Genomic DNA, 16867 nt, shown 5'->3' with positions numbered 1-16867 from the left:
ATTTAAATTTATATTATATTTAAAATAGTTTTTGATTTTCTATATAGAGACTAGTATATAAATTATTCTATTTTTATTGTATAGATAGTGTATATGTTAAAATATAAGATTCTCTACAAAGGAAATATTAAAGTGAGAGGTGTGGTATGTTGTCTAAGCTATCTATTATAGTATATTCGGGTACGGATGATAAATTAATTCCTGTAGGGGTTTTAGCCCAGGCCGCAGCTGCCCTAGGTATGGATGTGCAAATTTTTGTAACAGGATGGGCATTAACTAAATTCACAAAAAAGCAATCAAATCCTGTATGGCCGAAGGAATTTGAAAATATGGTTCCGATGCTAATGGAAGGTATGAAGAAAAGCAATGCACCTTCATGGATAGAAATGGTAAAAGAAGCTAAATCTATGGGGGCAAAAGTATATGCGTGCAGCTTAATGGCATCTGTCATGGGGCTAAAGAAAGAAGATTTCAATGAATTGATTGATGATGTCGTTGGAGTTGCGACATTTTTACAACAAGCTGAAGGAGGTCAAACATTGTTTATTTAAGGTGAGAAATATGAGCGAAGCTAAAAAAGTTGTAGATGCAAGAGGTTTGTCATGCCCTGGGCCTATTACGAATTTAACAAAAGCTTATAGAGATGCTAAAAATGGAGATGTGTTAGAAATTTGGGCTACTGATCCTGGTTTTAAGAGCGATATAAAAGCATGGATCGAGAGAACAAAAAATGAATTAGTTGAGTTAAGGGAAGAAAAGGATAAAATTATAGCAATTATTAAAATTACAGCTAAAAAATAATTTTTTTTAAGCGTGATTAATATGGCAGAAAAAAAGAGATTTTTGATAGTAGGGGGAGGGGCTGGAGGGGCTATTCTGGCTAACTCTTTAGTTAAAGATTTTGATGTCACCGTTATAAATGATAGCCCATATCATTATTATTGGCCTCAGTTATTACAAATAGCATTTAGAAATGATTATTCTAATTTATATAGATCATTAAGCTCTTTATTAGTTAAGGGTGTAAATTTAGTTATAGATAGAGTTAAAAAAGTTGATTTACAAGACAGGATAGTAACTTTAAGCAATAACAAAACTATGAACTATGATTATGTAGCAATTGCTCCAGGAGTTACAATAGAACATAAAGGCATCGATGGAAATGAAAAGCTAGTAGAGCAATATGGAGATTTTCATTCTACACCTCAAAATGCGTCAAAGGTTTTCGATGTTGTTAGTAATATGAAAAAAGGGACATTTGTAATAGCTGTAGGAGATCCATACCATAGATGTCCACCATCACCTTATGAAGGTGTTTTGTTAGCAGATGAAGTGTTTAGATTGAGAGGAGTTAGAAATGATATTAATATGATATTAGCAGTACCATATCCTAGGGCTTATCCTGCAGAAACGTTTAATGAAGTACTAGAGCCTATACTAAAAGAAAGAGGCATTAATATAATGACTTTCTTCACAGCAGATAAAATTGATACAGAAAATAAAAAGATAACGTCTCTAGAAGGAGAAGAATTAAGCTACGATGCAGCTATTGTAGTCCCAGTTCACAAGGGACCAAAAATTGAAATTAAACCAGATGAGGCAATCAACCAAGATGGTTTTATAAATGCCGATAAGTTTACAAATCAAATATTGAAATACGATGATGCATTTGCAATAGGAGATGCATCAACTTCAGCTAATGCAAAGACTGGAGTTACAGCTCATTTACAAGCAAAGGTTGTTTCTAAAAGGGTTTTAGGATTAGATGCTAGGAATACAGGAAGAACAAATTGTCCAACAGAATTAGGATTTGAAAAAGGAACATTTGTTATAAGCGATTATAATCATCCTGCAGCAAAGGTTCCAGCTAATACAATTAATTTTATAATGAAGAGATTGTTTGCAGATGCTTATTGGGATATAATAAGGCATCCTGAATTCTGGGATCCTATATTTGATGTTTATTTTGAAAATACACAACCAGAGGTTTTATGGAAGTTGTTTAGGTGATATGGTATGGAGGAAATAAATGAGGCAGAACTCCAATCAGAAAGCCTCGAAAGGCTTCTTCATTTGGTTGAAATGGTAAATAATATTTTAAAAGATGAAGAGCTCTTAAAGGCGATATCTAAGTTAGTTGTGAGTGAGGAGACCTTTCTAATAATTGATAGGCTACCTCAACTAATTAAGTTAATAGAGCAACTAACAAGACAAGAAAACTTAGAAAAAATTGAGTTAATGTTAAACTTATTACAATCCTTAGACAAACAGATGCTTGAAAAATTAAGTAATGCATTTAAAGCTATTAAGGCTGAAGAAAAAGTCAAACCAATGTCGATATCTAAGATGATCACAACATTATCAGAACCAGAGGTTTCAAAAGGATTAAATGTTATGCTAAATTTATTAAGGGCCTTGGGTTCATAAATTTATAATATTTATTTTTATTTGTTTTCAACGTTTAATATTTTTTATTAGTAAGGCTTTTTAAAGAGATGTATTAACAATTTAAAAGGAAAGGTGGTTAGCTTGACAAAAAAAATTGTTATAGCAGGTGGCGGTGTTGGTGGTTATGTTTCAGCAAAAAGACTAATAGAACAGATTAAAAAGAAAAATATAGATGCAGAGGTTTTGGTTGTAAACAAAGATGATTTTCATTACATGCCTCCTCTATTCTTTGATGTAGCCTTCGGTTATGGAGAGCCCGAAGATACTAGGGCTCCTGTTGTGAATATGGAAAAATATGGCATTAAAACAGCTGTAGATGAAATTCAAAAAATAGATGCTGCTAATAGAACTGTTGTAGGAGCTAAAGGCAAATATCAGTATGATTACCTAGTGGTTTCATTAGGTATAGACCAAGGTTGGAATGCCTATCCAGGATTAGATAAAGATGGTGTTCATAACTTTACATTAGAAGGAGCATTGGAAATGAAAAAAGCATTAAGCCAAGTTAAAGATAATTCCAATATTGTTTTACTAGTTCCAGAATTCCCCTATAGATGCGGAATTTATCCATACGAAGCTGCGCCGATGCTTTCTTTATACACAAAGCAAAGGGGTAGAAAAGCGAAAGTTACATTATTAGATCCAATACCTGCTCCAATAATGCCAGTTCCAAATGGAGGTTTAGGGCCTGAAATATCTAGGTTTTTAAAGGAAACTTTGGACGAGTTTGGAGTAGAATATGTGCCAAATGCGAAACTTAGAGAAGTTGATGTTCAAAAGAAAACAGTTGTAACAAGCTCTGGTGAATTTAAATATGATTTATTAGTAAAGGTTCCGCCTCCAAGATTACCAAAGGCATTGGAAAATAGTGAAGGCTTTGTATTTAAGCAGGATCCAAGATGGTCACCGGCTATGCCTAGAACTATGAGGCATCCACAATATGATGATGTATACATGGCTGGAGAACATAGTTTACCAACAATAGGAATTGGATTAGCAGGGGTATTTGTTGAATCCATGGCAATTACTGCATCAGGTAATATAGTAGCTGATTTAACTGGATTCGCCCCAGCACAGCCTTATAGCCCAGTTACATGTGTCGGATACGCAGGAGAAAGAGGATGGATGGGAACTTGCGAAGTACCGTTTGATGAGCAAAAAGGGATGTATGTACCAAAATGTTACTTTGTTGGTAAATATACTGTTGGAAGGTTATTGAAGCAAGGATTCTATGGAGGTTGGATTGACTCTTTAAAATTCTGAGGTGAGAAAGATGGTAGAAGGAAATGTAGAGGAAGTTTCACCCGAAGTTCAAGCTCAAACTTTAGGAGAGTTATTAAATTCTGTTGCTGCTCTTAAAAAGAGCGGTCTTCTAGGTCTTTTAAATTATCTAGCTGAAAAATCTGATGATACGTTCTTGACAGTAGCTGATGATCCAGTATTAATGAGGCTGGCAGGTTTACTAGCAACATTAGGCAGAGGTATTGAAAAAGTTGATGGAACTCAATATGCAAAGGCAAAAATGGCTGTTGAAGATTTAACAAATTGTGCCTTTAATGCGTTAGGGAATGTGGATGTTAGTAAGCCAAGAAAATTAGGTTTATTAGGATTAACGAGAGCCTTAGGAGATCCTGATGTGTCTCAAGGATTAGGTATATTACTCGATATTGCAAAAGGCCTAGGGGCTTGTGCCAGGTCTAAGAAATCTCAATAAATCTAACTTTTTTTTGGTTAGGGATATTTAACCATATCTTCTTTCAAACTAACAGTAGTGTTTTTAATCCTAAATAAAATAGCAATATATGCGGAGGGCCCGTAGCTCAGCCAGGTAGAGCGGCGGGCTTTTAACCCGTAGACAATAGGCAGCCAGCCTGCCGTAGGCGGAAGTCCCGGGTTCGAATCCCGGCGGGCCCGCCACACCCATTAAGGGCTCCATAAAACCCATTATTTTTAAGATAATAATACTAATAAGCTCGGATCTTAACTTTACTTTTTGCAGTAGAGAGGTGGCATAGGAGTTTGCCTTCGAAAGTGAAAGAAGAAGAGAAAATATTGGAGCATTATCTTGTTCCAAAACATAGAATATTATCATTAGAGGAATCTATAGAGGTATTAAAGACATTAGGAGTTAGACCTTGGCAATTACCGCGTATTAGCATTAATGATCCGATAGTGAGAATTTTGAATGGAAAGCCAGGAGATATAATAGAGATTGAAAGAGATTCTCCTACGGCCGGTAAGTATAAGGCATATAGGGTTGTTGTATCCTATTAAAGGGGTGCCATTTTTTGTCTATTGAAGAATCTAAGTTAAATAACGACGATTTATGGTCATTATTCAAGCAATACATACATGAAAATGGACTATCTAGACAGCATTTGGATTCTTTCAACTCTTTTGTTAAAGAAAGATTACAAAAAATAGTTGATTCTTATGGAGAAATTAGACCTACATATAAGCAAATCAAGAAAAACGAAATGGAAGAGGGAGGACCAGATATAAAGATTGTATTGGGAAGAATAAAAATAACATATCCTCAAGTTAAGGAAGCAGATGGTTTTTTCCATCAAATAACTCCATCAGAAGCAAGGATTAGGAACTTAACATACTCTTCACCGTTATATCTTGAAATGGCACTTATAGAAAATGGAAATGAGGTTGAAAGAGAAGAATTAAAAATAGCTGATTTCCCAGTAATGGTTAAATCGGTTATAGATCCTATTTCGCAATTTAAAGAGAATGAACTAATAAATATAGGAGAAGATCCCTATGATCCGGGAGGATATTTTATTATTAATGGTAGCGAAAGAGTAATAGTGGCACAAGAAGATCTAGCAGTAAATAGGATAATAGTTGGTTTGTCAACTGCAAATACTGCAAGGATTACTCATACAGCAAAAGTTGTTTCCACTGTTTTAGGTTTGAGAAGACAAGTGATTGTTGATAGAATGAATGATGGTACTTTAGAATTAAGTATGAGCAGACTAGGATATAGAATACCATTTGTAGTAATGATGAAGGCATTAGGTCTAGAGAAAGACGCTGAAATAGCAGCCGCTGTTTCCTTTGATTCAGATATACAAAGAGAATTATTACCTAGTTTTGAGAAGGTCGCATTTACAATAAAATCTACAGAAGATGCTTTAGAATATATAGGAAACAGATTAGCGCCCGGTCAGCCGAGAGAAATAAGAATAGCAAGGGCTGAAGATTTCATTGATAATCAATTTTTACCTCATTTAGGTAGTAAACCAGAAGACAGGAAGAAAAAAGCATATTTCATTGGTGAGATGGCAAATAGAGTTTTACAACTTTATTTAAATAAAAGGGGCGAAGATGATAAAGACCATTATTCTAATAAGAGATTAAGATTAGCTGGAGATCTAATAGCTGAAATATTTAGGGATGCATTTCAGCAATTTGTTAATACGATTTCATCACAATTAGAAGAATATATAAGTCAACGTAAAAAGTTAAGGCTAAGATTTTTGGTTAGATCCGATATTATAACGGAAAGGATTAGGGCTGCATTAGCAACAGGAAACTGGACACAGAATAGAACTGGTGTTAGTCAAGCCTTAGATAGAACTAATTGGATCAGTCTTTTGAGCCATTTGAGGAGAGTTATATCTCCATTAAGCAGAGGTCAAACCCATTTTGAGGCAAGGGATTTACATGGTACTCATTGGGGTAGATTGTGTCCATTTGAAACACCTGAAGGTATTAATTGTGGGCTAGTTAAGAATTTGGCTTTGATGACATATATATCAGTAGGTGTAGAAGAGCAAGACGTTGAAAGAATTTTAAGGAACCAAGGAGTAATATTAATGGATGAAATAATAAAGAGATCATCAGAAAATGATAACGATGTGATATCAATTGTTAGCAACGGTGCTAAAGTATTTCTAAACGGCAGTCCTATAGGTTATGTTGAAAATGGTGAGGAATTAGTACACAAACTAAGAGAAATGAGAAGAAAGGGAGAAATAAGTTTTGAAGTAGGCATTGCGTTAATACAAGGTGAAAACTCTAAGGAAGTTTATATAAACACAGATGAAGGTAGGTTATTAAGACCTCTAATTATTGTTGAAGATGGTAAGCCAAAATTAACAAAGGAAATAATATCTAAAGTTATTAAAGGGGAATTAAAGTTCTGGGATCTCGTTAGAATGGGTATTATAGAATTGATTGATCCTGATGAAGAAGAGAATGCATATATAGCAGAAAGAGTTGAGGACATAAACAAAGATACAACTCATTTAGAATTATGGGTTACTGGTATATTTGGAGTAGCGGCTTCGACTATTCCATTTATGGAGCATAATCAAAGTCCAAGAAACACTTATCAATCTGCAATGGCAAAGCAAGCATTGGGTTTATATGCTCTTAACTATAATTTAAGAATGGATAGCCATGCATATCTACTTCATTATCCACAAAAGCCTATTGTTCAGACAAGGCATCTAGAAGAAATGGGTTATAATCAAAGACCTTCTGGACAAAATTTTGTTGTTGCTTTTATGTCTTTTACTGGCTATAATATAGAAGATGCAATAATATTTAACAAGACTAGCATTGATATGGGTTTAGGTAGGGCCCACTTCTTTAGAGTATATTCAGCAACAGAAAATGATTATCCTGGAGGATTAAGTGATAGAATAACTGTGCCATCACCAAAATTATATGATCATAAAGGAGATCAATATTATATTAAACTAGGACCAGATGGTATTGTAGAGCCCGAGGCTGAAGTTATAGGTGGGGATGTTTTAGTTGGCAGAGAAAGCCCTCCAAGGTTTATAGGTGAAGAAAGAGTAATTGGACCAGGAGTCCTCTCAAAAAGGGATACAAGCGTTCAATTAAGATATGGTGAAAGCGGTATTGTAGATACTGTTATAATAACACAAACTTCTGAAAGGAATAAGTTGGTTAAGGTGAAGGTAAGAGACTTAAGGATACCAGAATTAGGAGATAAATTTGCAAGCAGGCACGGTCAAAAAGGAGTTGTCGGTATGCTCTTCCCAAGATATGACATGCCATATACTGAAGATGGTATAACTCCTGATATTATTGTCAACCCTCATGGTATACCTTCAAGAATGACTGTAGGACAATTATTAGAAATAGTATCAGCAAAAGCTGGGGCTTTATTGGGAAAGTTTGTCGATGGCACGCCATTTTATAAAGAAGATACTAATAACTTGCAATTTGTTTTGGTTAAAAAAGGATTTGATCCGAGCGGAAAAGAAGTAATGTATGATGGAAGGACCGGAAGGATTATTGAAAATACTATAACAATAGGTATCGCATTTTATCAAAGGTTATATCATATGGTTTCAGATAAAATGCATGCAAGAGCAACTGGAAAAGTACAATTGTTAACAAGACAACCTACTGAAGGTAAAGCAAGACAGGGTGGGCTTAGATTTGGAGAAATGGAAAGGGATTGTTTAGTAGGCCATGGAGCTACAATGATGCTTAGGGATAGAATGTTAGAAAATAGTGATATCTATGTTATGCATATTTGTAACATATGCGGTCATATCGCCTGGTATAACAGTAAGAGAGGAGTTTACGAATGTCCAATTCATGGCGATGCTGGAGATATAAGGCCAGTAAAAGTGCCTTACGCATTTAAGCTGTTTTTGCAGGAAATAATTAGTATGGGTGTAAAGCCAGAAATAAAGGTTTCTGATAAAATTAGGGTTATGAGAAAAATAGCTGGAGAATTTGAGATTCAAAAAGAGACTTCTGATAACAATTCAGGGAACAGTGATGAAAATTCAAAAACTATGAAACAAGAAGCTGAAGGAGGAGGTGCTTAAAATGTCATATACAAGTAATTATAAAGAAAACGAAAAATATCTTATTGATAGGATTCATTTTAGCCTATTAAGTCCAATAGAAATAAGAAAAATGGCGAAGGTTACTGTTATTAGACCAGAAATATATGAAGCAGACGGATCTCCTGTATCTGGAGGTGTTAGAGACCCTCATTTCGGAGCTATTGAACCGGGAGAAAGATGCCCAGTTTGTGGAAACACTAGAGAAGATTGTCCAGGACATTTCGGAAAGATTGATTTAGCTAGACCTGTTTTATTACCTCATTTAGGAGATAAAATAGATGTTATTTTACAATCAACTTGCAGAAATTGTGGTAGAATTTTGCTACCTGATGAAAAGATTGCATATTTAACAAACATTTACGAAAAGCTTAAAGAAAAATGGCCAATACTTGCGGAAACTTTTTCAGACGAAATAGCTAAGCAAGCGTCTTCTGTATCAGAATGCCCTCATTGTGGATATAAGCAATTTAAGCTTAAATTCACCAAGCCTTTTAATTTCTATGAAGTAAGGCCAGAAGGTGAAATTAGGTTAACTCCTAGTGAAATAAGAGAGAGACTTGAAAGAGTGCAAGATAAGGACATAAAAGTATTAGGAGTAGATCCTAAAGCTGCAAGACCAGAATGGATGGTTTTGACTGTTTTGCCTGTACCTCCATTGTCTGTAAGACCATCCATAACAATGGAAAACGGTTTAAGGGCGGAAGACGATTTAACTCATGCTTTAGTTGAAATAGTCAGACAAAATGAGAGGTTAAAGAACTTCTTATCATCTAACGCTCCAGAATCAATGGTAGAAGAGGCATGGCAAACGCTTCAAAACGTTATAGCTGCATATATAGATAATGAATTGCCTAACATTTATCAACTTTCTCATAGAGGGAGGAAACAGCTAAAAACTATCGCTCAAAGATTAAAAGGCAAAGAAGGTAGATTAAGAGGCAATTTAAATGGAAAGAGGGTTAATTTCTCAGCAAGAACAGTTATTTCTCCAGATCCTTATATAAGCATAGATGAAGTAGGTGTTCCAGAAGAAATAGCTAAGATATTAACTCTACCTATAGTTGTTACATCATACAATATTGAAGATGCTAGGAAATTTGTATTAAATGGCCCGTATAATTGGCCAGGAGCAATGTTTGTTTATAAGACAAAGCAAAACGTGAAAATAGACCTAAGATATCAACGCAATTATAGGCAACTAGCAGAGAGCCTAGAAATAGGTGATGTAGTAGAAAGACATTTAATTAATGGAGATATAGTATTATTTAACAGACAGCCCAGTCTTCACAGAATGTCTATAATGGCCCATAAAGTTAGGGTTATGCCGGGACGTACTTTTAGATTAAATCTTCTAGATTGTGCTCCATATAATGCAGACTTCGATGGGGACGAGATGAATCTACATGTTCCAAGGCTAGAAGAAGCAAGAGCAGAAGCCCAAGAATTAATGCTTGTTGAGAACCAAATATTGTCACCAAGATATGGTGGGCCATTAATTGGCGGAAGACAAGATTACATTAGCGGATCATACCTATTAACTGTTAAAACTACTCTATTAACAAAAGACGAAGTTTCCTTATTGCTTGCAGCGGCAAACTATAAAGGTAAAATGCCTGAACCAGCTATAATAAAGCCTGAACCATTATGGACAGGAAAACAATTAATAAGTCTATTTTTACCTCAAGGCCTTAATTTTGAAGGAAGAGCAAAAATTAATGCAGGAGAATTAAAATGTGATAATGAAAAATGTTTCTTTGATTCTTATGATATAATAAGTAATGGAAAGCTACTAATGGGTGTATTTGATAAAAATGCTATTGGTGCAGAGCAACCGGAAAATGTACTGCATTATATAACACTAGAATATGGCTCGGAAAAGGCAAGAGAATTTTTAGACAACGTGTTTAGAATGTTTATTAGGATGCTTGAAATAAAAGGTTTTTCAATATCGTTAAAAGAAGTTGAAATACCTAATGAAGCTAAAAACAAAATAAGTAATATGGTGGAACAGGCAAAGAATGAAATTCAACAATTTATTAATGATTATAAAGAAGGGAATCTGGAAGTTATACCAGGAAGAACTCCGGAAGAAAGCCTTGAGTTAAAGATAATACAAAGGTTGCAGAAATTAAGAGATGATGCAGGTAAGTTAGCCATTAGCTATATGGATCCATTTAATAATGCATTTATTATGGCTAGAACTGGAGCAAGGGGAAGTGATATAAATATAACTCAGATGGCAGCAATGCTAGGGCAACAAACTGTTAGAGGTAAAAGAATTTCAAGAGGATTTAGGACAAGGACATTGCCTCAATTTAAACCAGGAGATTTATCTCCAGAAGCAAGAGGATTTATTATTGGTAATTTTAGAGTTGGTCTAAAGCCTTATGAAGTATTCTTCCACGCAGCAGGAGGTAGAGAAGGATTGGTAGATACTGCAGTTAAGACATCTCAAAGCGGTTATATGCAAAGAAGGCTTATTAATGCCTTGCAGGATTTATATGTTGCATATGATGGAACGGTTAGGGATTCAGTTGAAAACATAGTACAGCTTAAGTATGGAGAAGATGGGGTTGATCCAATGCTAACTTATCATGGAAAGGCAGTAAATATAGATAGAATAATAGAAAAGGCTAAGGTGAATGAAAAATGACGCCAAAAAAGAAAAAAATTGAGGCCGTAAAAGAAGAGGAAGAAAAGAAAGGAGAACTTGATATAAAACTAAAGTCAGCTAAGGAAATACTTCCAGAGAAAATCTATAAGGAGTTAAATGAGAAGCTTGAGAAGTCGGATCTAAGCACAGCACAAAAAATTTTTGTGGTTGAAGAAACTGTAAGACGTTATATATCTTCTATGATTCAACCAGGAGAACCTGTTGGTACCATAGCGTCGCAATCCATAGGAGAACCTGGAACCCAAATGACACTTAGAACATTCCATTATGCTGGATTAATGGAATTCGACGTAACCTTAGGATTACCAAGGCTAATAGAAATAGTTGATGCAAGGCATGAGCCATCAACACCCATAATGAGAATATACTTAGATGAAGAGAATAGAAATGATTTGGAAAAAGCTAAAGAAATCGCTAGAAAAATAGAATATACAATTATAAGCAATGTTGTTTCAGAAATATCCTATATTTTAGGAGAACCTAAGATACAGATAGAGATAGATAAAGACTTGTTAGATGATAAAGGAGTTACTCATGAAGAAATAATTGAAGCTATTGAGAAACTAAAGTTAGGAAAAGCAAATGTGGATGAAAATAATCCAAATATAATAAATGTAGAATTAAATAGTGATGTTATGCCAGAAGAAGAGTTATATGATACAAAGGCATTTAACGAAATAATATCAAAAATTAGGAAAACATATCTTAAAGGGATAAAGGGGATAAGAAAAACTATGATACAAGAAAGGGGTTATGAAGAAAATGGAGTAAAGAAGAAAGAATATGTAATAATGGCTGAAGGAAGTAATTTAGCAGAAGTTATGAAAATTCCAGGAATTGACGCTAAAAGAATAGAAACAAACAATATTATTGAAATTTCCCAGGTATTGGGAATTGAAGCTGGAAGAAATGCGATAATCAAAGAAATATTAGACGTTCTTCAGAATTCTGGATTAGATGTCGATATTAGGCATGTTATGCTTGTTGCGGACATGATGACGTGGACCGGTAAAGTAAGACAAATAGGTAGGTTAGGCATTGTAGGAGAAAAGCCTAGTGTTATAGCTAGAGCCGCATTTGAAGTAACAGTAAACCAAATATATAATGCTGCAATTACTGGTGAAGATGAAAGATTCTATGGTGTAACGGAAAGTATATCTGCCGGTTTAATACCTAAGGTTGGAACAGGAATAGTTATGCTAGGTATGGGAGCTTCACCTGTTAAACCCTCTGCAGATGATACGGAAAATAAATAAGCAGGATCTACTAATCCAGAAAGGGGGAATAGATATGTCAGTATCATTTGAAAAAGAATTAAAGAATTTGACAAAAAATGGGAAATATTACCTAGGCGTGAGTAAGGCAATTAAGTCAATACTTAAGGGAGAGGCTAAAATGGTTATTATAGCAGATAATATTCCGCTCAGCTATAGAGAAAAAATTGAGAAGGGAGCAAAGCTATCAAATATACCAGTTTATGTATTTAAAGGCACATCACTAGAGCTAGGGGCGTTAATAGGTAAGCCCTTTAAAGTATCATCAATAAGCATAGTCGATACTGGAGATTCAAGAATACTTGACCTCGTGGAAACGTCTTAGGGTGTATGTGATGGAAAAAAGTAGCAATGGTGATAGAATAGATCTCGAGGAACTTAGATATTTATCCCTATTTCAAGATTTAACAGGAGCAATGGCTTATAGGTGTATTGCAGATAATGAGGGCAATAGAGTTTTTTACCTTGTAAATAAAAATGATTTAGGAAAAGCCATCGGAAAAGACGGTAAAAATGTAAAATCTTTATCTAAAATATTAAACAAAAATGTTGAAATCGTAGAGTACTCAGATAAAATAGAAGAAATGACAAAAAACCTATTTCCTGAAATAACTGTATTAAAAGTTGATTTAATTGATAAAGATAATGTAAAAGCAGTTTATGTAAAAGTGAAAGATGATGAAAAGGGAAAAGCCATCGGAAAAGACGGTAAAAATGTAAAAAGGGCAAAAATAATATTAGGAAAACTTTACGGGGTAGAGAAGGTGGTAGTTAAGTGAAAGAAAGTTTATATTCTGCTAAGATAAACATAAGACTAGAAAAGGTGACAATTAATGGGTGAAGGAAAATCGCCTAATGGGCTATTTGCAGCAAGGCAGCTGAGAAAGAAGAAAATGAAGTTCAAATGGTCACAGAATGAGTTCAAGAGAAGAATGCTCAAGTTGACTGAAAAATATGATCCATTAGAAGGTTCCCCAATGGCTAGAGCTATTGTTTTAGAAAAGGTTGGTGTTGAATCAAGGCAACCTAACTCAGCGCTAAGAAAATGTGTTAGATGCCAGCTAATAAAGAACAAAAAGGTTGTAACAGCATTTGTTCCGAAAGATGGAGGTATCTTATATATTGATGAGCACGATGAAGTTATAATAGAAGGCATTGGGGGTCCAAAGGGAGGATCTTTGGGAGACATACCGGGAGTTAGGTATAAAGTTGTAATGGTTAATGGAGTTTCTCTAGATGCGTTATGGAAAGGTAAGAAACAAAAAGTTAAGAGATAATTTTTATAGATCATAAATAAAATTATTCATCATCTTCTCCTTCATCGTCATTTTCATCATCCTGGTTTCCATGATCTTGGTTTTGATCTTCCATATCAGCTAGCCTTTTTGTAACATATATTGGCTTTCCAGAAATTATTCCTAAATATACAGCATGACTCGGTATCATTTTTATAGTTAAATTTAATCCCTCAGATTCGAATTCAACAGATGCAGTATATAATCCATTATTTGTATCTAACTCATCAATAATTATTCTCTTTAATGTTTTTCCTATTAAATCTTTAAACTCTTCATGATTCATTAAAAAAGAAAATATTGATTGCCTTCTCGGAGGTACTTCGCCATCATTATAAGTTTTTATTGCTTCAGCAACATCAGCAGGTATATTTACTAGTGAAAAAAGCCTTCCATCTTCTAACGCTAAGCTTAAACCTATTATGTATGTTCCATATCCGCTTCCAACATCTTGAATAATTTTGTAAAATGTTTGCACATTCATTACTCTTAGCAAATCTTCGCTCAAACTTAATTCCCTCACTTTTAGCTTATTATTCTCCGAAATACTTAAGTTTAAGGTCTCTTAAATGCTTTCAATCTATTAAGAATTTTTAGTATGGAAAATTAAATAATAAAAGTTTTTAAGAATCGGTGCTTATAGAAGAACTCATTTAATTTTAGAAAACAATATTTTTAAAAGCTATACCTACCTCATAAAAGTAGGTGCGTGAGATTGAGCAATCAAACAAAAATACCAGAAATAGATAAAGTTGGTAACAATTTGAGCGATATCAAGCTATTAGATAGATGGTCTTGGGAAGGAATCGAGATAAAAGATCCAAGTTTAAAGAAATACATAAGCCTAAAACCAACATACTTGCCTCATAGTGGAGGAAGGCATGAGCATAAAAGATTTGGAAAAGCTGAGGTAAATATAGTAGAGCGTTTGATTAATAGGCTTATGTATCCTGGTAAGAACGGCGGCAAAAAAATGATGGCATATAATATAGTTAGAAACGCGTTTGATATTATTCATTTAGAAACAAAAGAGAATCCAATACAAGTATTCGTCAGGGCAATAGAGAATGCTGCTCCAAGAGAAGAAACAACAAGAATTATGTATGGTGGTATTGTTTATAGGGTATCTGTAGATGTATCTTCTCAGAGAAGAGTTGATTTAGCATTAAGATTTATTACAGAAGGAGCTAGGGAATGCGCTTTTGGAAGCACAAAATCTATTGAGCAGTGCTTAGCTGATGAGATTTTATTAGCTGCTAGAAATGACCCACAAAGCTATTCTATTAAGCAGAAAGAAGAAATAGAAAGAATAGCATTGAGCTCAAGGTGAAAATTTTTAATTATTAATTAAACAGTAAGACTCTTTTTGCAATAAAGTTTTGTTTTAATTAAAAATTTATGATCTTATTAAGCATAGTATTTTTAAATCCCTGTTTAAGCTTAAAATGAGGGAAAAAGATAAATAAGAGAGGTGTAAATGCATGCCTGAGAAGCCGCACTTAAATTTAGTAGTTATAGGGCACATAGATCATGGTAAGAGTACGTTAACTGGACATCTACTATACAGGTTAGGTATAGTTGATGAAAAGAAAATGAGAGAACTAGAAGAGCAAGCTAAAAATGCTGGTAAAGAATCATTCAAATATGCATGGATATTGGATAAAATGAAGGAAGAGAGAGAAAGGGGTATAACTATAGACTTATCTTTTATGAAATTCGAGACAAGAAAATATGTATTTACAATAATAGATGCTCCCGGTCATAGAGACTTCGTTAAAAACATGATAACTGGTGCCAGTCAAGCAGACGCTGCAATGCTAGTTGTATCATCAAGAAAGGGAGAATTTGAAGCTGGTATGAGCCCTGAAGGGCAGACAAGAGAGCACTTATTATTAGCTAAAACATTAGGTATAGAGCAAATGATAGTTGCTATAAATAAAATGGATGCTCCTGATGTAAATTATGATCAGAAGAGATATGATGAAATAGCTAATACACTTAAGAAATTTATGAAAGGGTTAGGTTATAATATTGATAGCATTCCATTTGTTCCTGTTAGTGCTTGGACTGGAGACAATATAATTGAGAGAAGCCCTAATATGCCATGGTACAAAGGCCCAATATTGGTAGAGGCCTTTGATAATTTGCAAGTACCTCCAAAGCCTGTTGATAAACCATTAAGATTACCTGTACAAAACGTATACACAATACCCGGTGCAGGAACAGTACCAGTAGGTAGAGTAGAAACTGGGGTTATGAAAGTAGGAGATAAAGTAATATTTATGCCAGCAGGTGTTGGGGGAGAAGTAAGAAGTATACAAATGCACTACCAAGATTTACAAAAAGCGGAGCCTGGAGATAACATAGGATTCTCTGTAAGAGGCGTTGAAAAGAACCAAATAAAGAGAGGAGACGTAGTCGGTCCATTTGATGCTCCGCCAACAGTTGCTGATGAATTTGTAGCAAGGGTATTTGTTGTATGGCATCCAAGCGCTATAGCTGTAGGTTATACACCAGTTATACATATACACACTGCAACAGTAAGCGCTAAAGTCATAGAAATAGTATCAAAGCTAGACCCAAGAACTGGTAAGGAAGTTGAAAAGAACCCACAGTTCTTAAAGGCTGGAGATGTAGCTATGATAAGATTTAAGCCCATAAAGCCAACAGTAATAGAAAAGTACAGTGACTTCCCACAATTAGGAAGATTTGCAATGAGAGATATGAACAGAACTGTTGGTATAGGCATAGTTACGGAAGTTAAGCCGGCAAAAGTTGAAATAAAGAAGTAAGACAACAATTTAAAAATTGGTGGAAAATTTGGCATTTAAGGTCAGAATTTGGCTGTGGAGCACCAATGTAAAAAGCTTAGAATCAGTAGTAAATCAAATTAAGGAAATTGCACAAAAAACAGGTGTTCCAATTAGAGGTCCAATACCTTTACCAACGAAGAGATTAGAGTTACCCCTATTAAGATTACCGCATGGAGAAGGAAGTAAACACTGGGAACATTGGGAAATGAGAATTCACAAAAGGTTAATTGATATAGAAGCAGATGAAAGGGTATTAAGAAGATTAATGAGAATTCAGGTTCCTCCAGACGTTTATATAGAGATTAAATCAGGAAAGTAATTTTAGACTTATTTTGTTTAGATGACATTTTTATTAACGAGCCGGGGTGCCCGAGCGGTCCAAGGGGACAGGCTGGAGACCTGTTGTCCCGAAAGGGACACGCGGGTTCAAATCCCGCCCCCGGCGCTTAACTTTTTTTATTTCTTAAAGTAATATCTACCAATGATAATAGTTGTTTATATAACTTATAGACAAGGT

At 34.6% G+C, this 16867-nt stretch carries 17 protein-coding genes and 2 tRNA genes; 18 read left to right on the top strand and 1 reads right to left on the bottom strand.

From position 1 onward, the window contains the following. Positions 1–146 precede the first annotated feature (146 nt). From ACP5GV_RS00375 to ACP5GV_RS00310, 14 genes are all read left to right on the top strand, one after another. Positions 147–551, top strand: coding sequence for a DsrE/DsrF/DrsH-like family protein (locus ACP5GV_RS00375; RefSeq protein WP_428101665.1), 405 nt, complete (start codon positions 147–149; stop codon positions 549–551). A 10-nt stretch (positions 552–561) separates the two neighbouring features. Further along, positions 562–801: a sulfurtransferase TusA family protein gene (locus ACP5GV_RS00370; RefSeq protein WP_292319362.1), complete on the top strand. Its 240-nt coding sequence runs from the start codon at positions 562–564 to the stop codon at positions 799–801. Between the two features lie 21 nt (positions 802–822). Then, positions 823–2010, top strand: a complete 1188-nt coding sequence (locus ACP5GV_RS00365) for an NAD(P)/FAD-dependent oxidoreductase (RefSeq protein WP_428101663.1) — start codon at positions 823–825, stop codon at positions 2008–2010. A gap of 6 nt (positions 2011–2016) precedes the next feature. Further along, the gene (locus tag ACP5GV_RS00360) at positions 2017–2427 is read left to right on the top strand and encodes a DUF1641 domain-containing protein (RefSeq protein ID WP_428068983.1); all 411 of its coding nucleotides are present in this window, start codon (positions 2017–2019) and stop codon (positions 2425–2427) included. Between the two features lie 102 nt (positions 2428–2529). Continuing rightward, entirely contained in the window at positions 2530–3711 is a 1182-nt protein-coding gene (locus ACP5GV_RS00355; protein ID WP_428101660.1) for an NAD(P)/FAD-dependent oxidoreductase, read from the top strand. A 10-nt stretch (positions 3712–3721) separates the two neighbouring features. Next, positions 3722–4162 carry a DUF1641 domain-containing protein gene (locus ACP5GV_RS00350; RefSeq protein WP_428101658.1) on the top strand — a complete coding sequence of 147 codons (441 nt, stop codon included), beginning with the start codon at positions 3722–3724 and terminating at the stop codon, positions 4160–4162. Between the two features lie 95 nt (positions 4163–4257). Next, positions 4258–4365 (top strand) — tRNA-Lys (locus tag ACP5GV_RS00345). A gap of 102 nt (positions 4366–4467) precedes the next feature. After that, positions 4468–4722 carry a DNA-directed RNA polymerase subunit H gene (locus tag ACP5GV_RS00340; RefSeq protein WP_428068987.1) on the top strand — a complete coding sequence of 85 codons (255 nt, stop codon included), beginning with the start codon at positions 4468–4470 and terminating at the stop codon, positions 4720–4722. A 14-nt stretch (positions 4723–4736) separates the two neighbouring features. Further along, complete coding sequence (locus ACP5GV_RS00335; protein WP_428101656.1) at positions 4737–8273, top strand: DNA-directed RNA polymerase subunit B; 3537 nt, start codon at positions 4737–4739, stop codon at positions 8271–8273. A 1-nt stretch (position 8274) separates the two neighbouring features. Further along, positions 8275–10947, top strand: a complete 2673-nt coding sequence (gene rpoA1 / locus ACP5GV_RS00330; RefSeq protein ID WP_428101654.1) for a DNA-directed RNA polymerase subunit A' — start codon at positions 8275–8277, stop codon at positions 10945–10947. Further along, entirely contained in the window at positions 10944–12224 is a 1281-nt protein-coding gene (rpoA2, locus tag ACP5GV_RS00325) for a DNA-directed RNA polymerase subunit A'' (protein WP_428068991.1), read from the top strand. The genes rpoA1 and rpoA2 overlap by 4 nt, the downstream gene beginning before the upstream one ends. 34 nt (positions 12225–12258) lie before the next feature. After that, positions 12259–12567, top strand: coding sequence for a 50S ribosomal protein L30e (locus tag ACP5GV_RS00320; RefSeq protein WP_428068993.1), 309 nt, complete (start codon positions 12259–12261; stop codon positions 12565–12567). Positions 12568–12577: 10 nt separating this feature from the next. Further along, a complete protein-coding gene (locus tag ACP5GV_RS00315; RefSeq protein ID WP_292319352.1) occupies positions 12578–13021 on the top strand; it encodes a NusA-like transcription termination signal-binding factor in 444 nt (147 codons plus the stop codon). A gap of 54 nt (positions 13022–13075) precedes the next feature. Further along, complete coding sequence (locus ACP5GV_RS00310) at positions 13076–13519, top strand: 30S ribosomal protein S12 (protein WP_292319351.1); 444 nt, start codon at positions 13076–13078, stop codon at positions 13517–13519. A gap of 22 nt (positions 13520–13541) precedes the next feature. Here ACP5GV_RS00310 and ACP5GV_RS00305 read toward each other — a convergent pair whose 3' ends face one another. Beyond that, positions 13542–14045 carry a bifunctional nuclease family protein gene (locus ACP5GV_RS00305; protein WP_428068995.1) on the bottom strand — a complete coding sequence of 168 codons (504 nt, stop codon included), beginning with the start codon at positions 14043–14045 and terminating at the stop codon, positions 13542–13544. A 207-nt stretch (positions 14046–14252) separates the two neighbouring features. Here ACP5GV_RS00305 and ACP5GV_RS00300 point away from each other — a divergent pair, with 207 nt between their 5' ends. From ACP5GV_RS00300 to ACP5GV_RS00285, 4 genes are all read left to right on the top strand, one after another. Further along, positions 14253–14867: a 30S ribosomal protein S7 gene (locus tag ACP5GV_RS00300; RefSeq protein ID WP_428068997.1), complete on the top strand. Its 615-nt coding sequence runs from the start codon at positions 14253–14255 to the stop codon at positions 14865–14867. 151 nt (positions 14868–15018) lie between these two features. Further along, the gene (tuf, locus tag ACP5GV_RS00295) at positions 15019–16329 is read left to right on the top strand and encodes a translation elongation factor EF-1 subunit alpha (protein WP_428068999.1); all 1311 of its coding nucleotides are present in this window, start codon (positions 15019–15021) and stop codon (positions 16327–16329) included. Positions 16330–16357: 28 nt separating this feature from the next. Next, a complete protein-coding gene (gene rpsJ / locus ACP5GV_RS00290; RefSeq protein ID WP_292319347.1) occupies positions 16358–16669 on the top strand; it encodes a 30S ribosomal protein S10 in 312 nt (103 codons plus the stop codon). A gap of 40 nt (positions 16670–16709) precedes the next feature. Then, positions 16710–16795 (top strand) — tRNA-Ser (locus ACP5GV_RS00285). Positions 16796–16867 lie beyond the last annotated feature (72 nt).

Source organism: Caldisphaera sp. (assembly GCF_049974385.1).
In the GTDB taxonomy this organism is placed as follows: domain Archaea; phylum Thermoproteota; class Thermoprotei_A; order Sulfolobales; family Acidilobaceae; genus Caldisphaera.
The sequence above is the reverse complement of the archived record's forward strand: the minus strand, read 5'-3'. Positions and strand labels throughout refer to the sequence as shown.